The sequence below is a fragment of the Streptomyces pathocidini genome (genome assembly GCF_001418495.1).
Lineage (GTDB): Bacteria > Actinomycetota > Actinomycetes > Streptomycetales > Streptomycetaceae > Streptomyces > Streptomyces pathocidini.
Map to the genome: position 1 here is coordinate 1 of NZ_LIQY01000635.1, position 2,207 is coordinate 2,207.

A 2,207-nucleotide genomic window follows, 5' to 3' on the forward strand; every position below is an offset into this window, starting at 1 on the left:
TGTCGGCCGCGTCCACCACCAGGGGCGGACAGGCATGGTTCGCCCGGAACGGTCGGGATGGTCCGGCCATGGGGGTGTGGGTCGGCTGCCGGGGCTGTGGCCCGCTAGGGCGCGGCCGGTGCCTCCGGGTCGGAGGGCGAACGAGAGCCGGACGGTGAGGGGGAGTTGGGCGGCGCGGGGAAGCCGGGCGGCGCGGGAGAGTCGGGCGCCGCGGGAGAGTCGGGCGGCGCGGGGAAAGGGACCACCGTCACCGTCACGTTGTCGTGCCCGCCGCCGTCGAGCGCGTAGCCGACGAGCGTCCGCGCGGCGTGCAGCGGGCGGGCCCGGGCGTCCTCGGGGGTGGCCAGGGCCATCTCCCCAGGGGATTCGGCGTAGTTCCACAGCCCGTCCGTGCAGACCAGGACCGAGCCCGGGCGCCCCGGCTCGAACGTGGCGGTGTGCGGCTCCAGTTCATAGGCGTCGGCGCCGAGCCAGCCGGTGATGGCGTGCGCGCGGGGGTCCGCGTACGCCTCCTCCTCGGCCATCAGGCCCGCGGCCACCATCTGCGCGGCCCACGAGTCGTCCTCGGTCAGCCGGCCCGGCGCGGCCGTGCGGTCCTCCGGGATCCAGTAGACGCGGCTGTCTCCGATCCAGCCGACCGTGAGGGCGCCGGGGGTGACGACCGCGGCGGCGATGGTGCAGGCGGGGGCGTTCCGCTGCCCGGTGTGACGTTCCTGCGGCGCCGACAGGTCGAGGGTGTCGTCCGCGTCCGGGCCTTCCGCCAGCGCGTCGACCGCCCGGCCCGCCGCGAGGATCGCGTCGTGCAGGGCCTGCCGGGGGTCCGCGCCGGCGGGGAGGGCTTCGAGCAGCGCGGCGTTCGCGGCGTCGGAGGCTGCCTGGGCGGCCTCGTCGGGCCGGGTTGAGGAGGACACCCCGTCGCACACGACCGCGACGACGGCGGGGGAGCCGTCGGGCAGCACGGCCGTGGACACCGCGTACGCGTCCTCGTTGCGGTGGTGGCGCAGCCCGCGGTCGCTGACGGCGGCGATGCCGCGGAGCTCCCGCTCCAAGTGGTCGCGCTGGTGCGGCTGTTCGTGGCCGCAGTGCTCGCAGTAGCCGTCGGGGTCGACGCGGCCGGTGCGGCAGGCGACGCAGGCGCGCTCGGTGTCCTCCGCGCCGCCGGCCGACTCGGGGCTCACCCCCAGGTCCGTGCTCACGCGCCCGCCCCGTGGTCCTCGCGCTCCACGGCGGCGGCCCGGGGAGGCTCCGCGCCCGGTCGCGCGTCCGTCCGGGCCTCCGCGCCCGTCCGGTGCTCCGCGTCCGCCTGGCGCGGAACGAGGACCTCCATCGCGGCCTGCCGGTAGCGCCGCACCGCGTACTCCGCGGCGCGCAGGTCGCAGGGGGCGCTCCACAGGATGCGGCGGGCGGCGTCGTACCGCTCGACCAGGAGCGGGTCCTCGGCCATGCCGTGCCGGGTGACCCTGGACCGGTACGCGTCGAGCCGGCCGCGCAGTTCGGCGCGTACGGCCAGCGGCGCGGTCACGGCGGTCAGCGACTCGCGGGCGCGCACCAGTTCGTCCTCGGCGCGCTCCTCCAGGCGGTCCAGCAGCGGCGAGAGGCGGTGCCACTGGGCGCGGCGGCGGTAGTCGGCCGCGGCGGCCAGCTGTTCGTGCAGGGCGGTCGGCGGGCCGCTGACCGCGGGCACCTCGGACGCGGCGATCTTCGCGAGGACCTCGCCGCGGGCCTGCCGGGCCTCGGTGAGCGTGCGGTCGGCCCGGGACAGCACGTCCCGCAGGACCGTCAACCGCCGCTCCGCGTCCTGCCGTACGTCGAGGACGGCCTCGATCTCGCGGCGCACGTCGTCCAGGGCGCGGGCCTCGCGGTCGTAGCGGGAGGTGTCGGGGCGGCCGCCGCCCGGGGCCGAACTGGCGGACGCCGCGGGGGTCCAGAAGGCGAGCGGGTCGGAGACCACCTCGGCGCGTAGCGCCGTGAGCCCGGCGGTGATCCGTTCCAGGTCGTCGCCCGCGGGGTGCTCGCCGGGGCGTACGCCGACGGAGTGCGCGAGGGAGCGGGTGCGCCGCAGCTCGGCCGAGAGGAGGTCCATCCGGGCGGGCAGGGCGGACCAGACCGCGTCGGCGGCCACGATCACGTCCAGCGCTCGCGCGTACCACCCGTTCATCCGCTCGACCAGCTCGTCGGGGCGCAACCGCTCGCCGCCGCCGCGCTGT

2 protein-coding genes are annotated in these 2,207 nt (G+C 77.5%); both read right to left on the reverse strand.

The genetic code is table 11. The annotated features are described in order from the left end of the window. Nucleotides 1-104 precede the first annotated feature (104 nt). Nucleotides 105-1,196 (reverse strand): PP2C family protein-serine/threonine phosphatase, encoded by a 1,092-nt coding sequence (locus AOK16_RS28790; RefSeq protein ID WP_398718844.1) that lies wholly within the window; start codon nt 1,194-1,196, stop codon nt 105-107. Next, nucleotides 1,193-2,207: hypothetical protein (locus AOK16_RS28795; RefSeq protein WP_240483727.1), on the reverse strand; the 1,015-nt coding region annotated here is incomplete at its 5' end. The genes AOK16_RS28790 and AOK16_RS28795, both read right to left, overlap by 4 nt.